The following is a 4,763-nucleotide window of genomic DNA, read 5'->3' as shown; positions in this document are numbered from 1 at the left end:
CAGATTTTCGGTGCGCGCGGCGTTTTTCTCGCTGCCGCTGATGCCGCACCCTTTTAAAGCCCTGATGAAAGCTGCCGACGGCGGCAGCGAGAAAAACGCCGCGCGCACCGAAAATCTGTTTGCCGCCAGCGCCAACGATATGAAAGAGGAGGTGGGGCTGATGTTTGCCGAGCGCGCCGAAAGCCAGAAAAAGGCCGAGCAGCGCCGCGTGCAGCAGCAGCATCTGCGCCATCGCCAGAACGCGGGCAAAGTCGAGCTGCATAAACTCTACGCCATGCTCGATTCTGGCGATCAGGCGCGGCGCGAAGCCCATCTCAGCCAGCTGCGCGACGCCTTAAAACGCAAGCCGCCAGCCGATACCGATGAACTGCTGGCGCTGCTGGACAACGATCCGGCGCGCTGCGATCTGCTGCTGCGCGTCATGGAGCGCGACGCGCGCGAGCAGGGCGACGACGAGCTGTCGCAAACCATCGCAACCCATCTGGAGGTCTTGCAGGAGCAGCACGGCGAACGCCTGCGCGCGGGCGTCAATACCGCCGCCGCCTTTGCGGAATTCACGCAGCATCCGCAGCAGCGCCAGTCGCTGCGCAACCTCTATTACGACAGCATTGTGCATCAGCAGTCGGCTATCGCCATGGTCGATCTGCTGCTGGCGCATATGGAGCCGCAGCAGTTTGTTTCCGGCCTGCGCACCTTACAGCGCGCGCTGGCGGACGATATTGCCGCGCTGGCCTCCTCAATCAGCACCGGCGCGCTGCGTCATATCCAGAACGGTCTGGCGGAAGCGCGTCAGGTGGGACACACGCTGGAAGAGAGCCAGAAGTTGCTGGATCGCATGGCGGGCAGAATGACACTGCACGCTGTCAGCGCGGTCGATCTGACGCGCCGCCTGCTGCATCTCAGCCATCACGGCGCCTGGCAGCAGGATTTACAGCAGCTGGGCGAGGAAGTGATCGCCGATGCCAGCGCCCGCCAGCTGTCACTGTTTTTTAACGGCATCCTGCCGCTGGTGCGCAGCCTGCCGCTGCCGCTGTGGAAAGTGAAGGACGGGCGCAAAACCACGCTGGCGCTGCTGGCGAATCACAGCGCCATGCTGCTGCAAAACGAACGTAAACAGGCGCGGCGCGCCTGAAGCGGGGAATAAGAGAGACGCAAGATGAACGGCTTATTTTTAATCCTCAATAAAATCGCCATCAGCGCCATGCAGCGTTCCGAAATCGTCGGCGCCGCGTTCGCGATGGCGCTGGTGTTTATGCTGATTATTCCGCTGCCGCTGGCGCTGATTGATACGCTGATCGCCCTCAACATCTGTCTCTCCTCGCTGCTGATTGTGCTGGCGATGTACCTGCCAAAGCCGCTGGCGTTCTCCACCTTTCCGGCGGTGCTGCTGCTGACCACCATGTTCCGTCTGGCGCTGTCGATCTCGGTGACGCGCCAGATCCTGATCCAGCAGGATGCCGGTCATATCGTCGAGGCGTTCGGCAGCTTTGTGGTCGGCGGCAATCTCGCCGTCGGGATGGTGATGTTTTTGATCCTGACGGTGGTGAACTTTCTGGTGATCACCAAAGGATCGGAGCGCGTGGCGGAGGTGGCGGCACGCTTTACCCTCGACGCGATGCCGGGCAAGCAGATGTCGATCGACAGCGATCTGCGCGCCGGGTTGATCGACGTGCATCAGGCGAAGGCGCGCCGCAGCGATCTGGCGAAAGAGAGCCAGCTGTTCGGGGCGATGGACGGCGCGATGAAATTTGTGAAAGGCGACGCCATCGCCGCGCTGGTGATCCTGTTTATTAACCTGATCGGCGGCATCAGTATCGGCGTGCTGCAGGTCGGCATGTCGGCGGGCGAGGCGATGCACGTTTTCTCGATCCTGACCATCGGCGACGGGTTGATCGCCCAGATCCCGGCTCTGCTGATCTCGCTCACCGCCGGGATGATCATCACCCGCGTCTCGTCCGATACCGATACGGTTGAAACGCCCAATATTGGCCGCGAGATCGCCGAGCAGCTGACCAGCCAGCCGAAGGCCTGGATCCTCGCCTCGATGGGAATGCTGGGCTTTGCGCTGGTGCCGGGCATGCCGGGCGCGGTCTTTACCCTGCTGGCCTTTATCACCTTAAGCAGCGGTGGCTTTCAGGTCTGGCGCGCGCGCCATACGCTAAAGCTGGCGCAGCCGCAGATGGAAAACGAAGTGATCCCGCCGGAGCTGAACGGTCGCGAAGATCTACGCCAGTTCAATCCGACGCGCCCTTATTTGATCCAGTTTCCCGTCGACTGCCGTGGCAAAGCGGAAACGCTCGATCTGGTTCAGGAGATCCGCCGCCTGCGCAACCGCATCGTTTACCATTTCGGTTTTACCCTGCCGGCGTTTGATATTGAATTCAGCGACAAAGTGGCGGCGGATGAGTTTCGCTTCTCGGTGTATGAAATCCCGAAAGTGGTGGGCACCTTTAACACCGCCTGCCTGGCCGTCGAGGCGCGCTGGCTGGAGAGCCTGAGCGACGAGGAGCAGCGTCAACTCCGGCTGGCAGAAGAGATCGCGCCGGAAACGGACGAGGCGGAGCAGGGCGCGGCGGCGCTGCAACCCATGCTGGGCGACAGCCTGCGTCAGGAAGCGGATTATCTCTGGCTGCCGCCCGATCATCCGCTGCTGGAGAATGAGGAGGTGGCGCGCTGGACGGCCGCCGAGCTGCTGCTGAAGCGTATGGAGAACGCCATTCACGCCAGCAGCCCACACTTTATCGGCCTGCAGGAAACCCGTGCGCTAATGGGCTGGCTGGAGAGCGAGCAGCCGGAGCTGGCGCAGGAGCTGCAGCGCGTTATGCCGCTGGCGCGCTTCTCCAGCGTGCTGCAAAAGCTGGTGGCGGAGCGTATTCCGCTGCGTTCGGTGCGCGCCATCGCCGAGGCGCTGATCGAACATGGTCAGCATGAGCGCGATGTATTCCTGCTGACTGAACAGGTGCGTATCACCTTAAAAACCCACCTTTGCCACCAGTACAGCGAGGTGGACGGCATTCACGCCTGGCTGCTGGCGCCGGAGCTGGAAGAGGCGCTGCGCGACAGCCTGCGCCAGACGCAAAACGATATTTTCTTCGCGCTTACCCAGCAGCAGATCCAGGCGCTGCATCAGCAGATACGTCTTGCCTTTACCACTGGCAATGAACGGCAGGCGGTGCTGCTGGCGGCTCAGGATCTGCGTGGCCCGCTGCGCGCGCTGATCGCCGAATCATTCCACCAGGTGCCGGTACTCTCTTTCGCGGAGCTGGAGCCGACGCTGGAAATTCATGTGCTGGGGCGTCTGGAAGCCGATGCCCGCTTTTATTCACTCACCGGCTGGGAGGGAGAATAATGTTTGAACTGCGCGTACTGTCGGGGCTGCACTGCGGCGCCGCGCTGCCGCTGAGCGGCGATCGCTGGCAGATTGGCGCGTCGCCGATGGCAGATCTGTTGCTCAGCGACGAGAGTATGGCTGGCTGCGAGCGCTGGCTGCATCGGCAGGCGGAAAGCTGGCGGCTGACGGAGACGGAAGACGGCAGCGACGGGCAGCCGATTACGGCGGAGGAGCCGTTTGTGCTGGCGGGCATCTGGCTCTGCGTGGCGCAGGCCAGCACGCCCTGGCATGAAGCGGCCGCGCTGCCCGCCAGCGCCTTTGCGCCCGCGTCCGCGCCTGACGAGAGCGCTGCGCGCCGCAGCGGCACGCCGCGCTGGATGCGCGGCGTCATGTTCGGCCTGCTGCTGCTGTTCAGCTTTACCGTCGTTAGCTGGATTTTACAGCCCTCGGTCGCCCAGCCCAGCGCGGGCGAAAGCTCGCGTCCCGCCTGGAGTACGGCGGAAGATCTGCGCGCGCCGCTGCAAATTATGCTGCGTGAACGCGACCTCGCCAACAGCGTGAAAATCAACCGTCAGGGCGAACAGCTGCTGCTGAGCGGCACCCTGAGCAAGGCGCAAATTACCGTCTTTAACCGCATGATGACGCGCTTTTACGCGCGCTACAGCGCCAGCGCGCCGGTAAAAAGCGCGATACGTCCGCTGGAGAAAAAGCTGCCGTTTCGTATTGTGCAGATCGCGACCGGATCGCGCGCCAATATCGTGACCGACGAGGGCGATCGGCTGTTTATCGGCGACCAGATCGGCGAGCTGAAGCTGGTGGCGATCACCGACGATCGGATCGAGTTCAGCGGGCGCGATCCCATTACGGTGAAATGGTAATGCTGGCCGATCTCGACAGCTGGTTCAGCCAGCAGCAGCGGCGCCTGCAACAGCCCGATGCGGTGAGCGTCTACGGGCGCATTACCGGTATCAGCGGCATCCTGCTGGAGTGCAGCCTGCCGCGCGCACGCATCGGCGATCTCTGCCGCATCGAGCGCGATGCCGACGAAAGCGTGATGGCGGAAGTGGTCGGTTTCAATCCGCAGCATACGCTGCTGTCGGCGCTCGGCCCGCTGGACGGCATTGCACAGGGCGCGCGCGTCACGCCGCTTTATCTACCGCACAGCATCTGCGTTTCCGATGCGCTGCTGGGCTGCGTGCTGGATGGCTTTGGCCGCCCCATCGATGGTGAAGGCGTCGGCGCCTTTGCTCTGCCGGGCGAGGCGGAACAGACCATTCCGGTGCTGGGCGATGCGCCGCCGCCGACCGCCCGTCCGCGTATCGCCACGCCGCTGCCGACCGGCGTACGCGCCATTGACGGCATGCTGACTATCGGCGTCGGCCAGCGCGTCGGCGTATTTGCCGGTGCCGGCTGCGGCAAGACTACGCTGCTG

At 63.2% G+C, this 4,763-nt stretch carries 3 protein-coding genes and 1 pseudogene; all 4 read left to right on the top strand.

Going from position 1 to position 4,763, the window contains the following annotated elements; all coding sequences use genetic code 11:
• The coding region (sctW, locus tag P3C52_RS20740; protein ID WP_343252038.1) for a type III secretion system gatekeeper subunit SctW at positions 1-1,132 on the top strand (1,132 nt) is incomplete at its 5' end.
• A gap of 24 nt (positions 1,133-1,156) precedes the next feature.
• The gene (gene sctV, locus P3C52_RS20735; RefSeq protein WP_275556752.1) at positions 1,157-3,349 is read left to right on the top strand and encodes a type III secretion system export apparatus subunit SctV; all 2,193 of its coding nucleotides are present in this window, start codon (positions 1,157-1,159) and stop codon (positions 3,347-3,349) included.
• Positions 3,349-4,209, top strand: coding sequence for an FHA domain-containing protein (locus P3C52_RS20730; protein ID WP_275556751.1), 861 nt, complete (start codon positions 3,349-3,351; stop codon positions 4,207-4,209). The genes sctV and P3C52_RS20730 overlap by 1 nt, the downstream gene beginning before the upstream one ends.
• Positions 4,203-4,763 (top strand): annotated as a pseudogene (locus tag P3C52_RS20725) (EscN/YscN/HrcN family type III secretion system ATPase); the annotation flags it as partial. The gene P3C52_RS20730 and the pseudogene P3C52_RS20725, both read left to right, overlap by 7 nt.

This window comes from Mixta sp. Marseille-Q2659, from assembly GCF_940807255.1.
Lineage (GTDB): Bacteria > Pseudomonadota > Gammaproteobacteria > Enterobacterales > Enterobacteriaceae > Mixta.
Note: the sequence above shows the minus strand (reverse complement) of the source record. Positions and strands in the feature narration are given on the sequence as shown.

What these genes read in the sequence shown, in the direction of transcription:
- P3C52_RS20730 (WP_275556751.1), top strand. Translation starts at nt 3,349, where the DNA reads ATGTTTGAACTGCGCGTACTGTCGGGGCTGCACTGCGGCGCCGCGCTG.
- sctV (WP_275556752.1), top strand. Translation starts at nt 1,157, where the DNA reads ATGAACGGCTTATTTTTAATCCTCAATAAAATCGCCATCAGCGCCATG.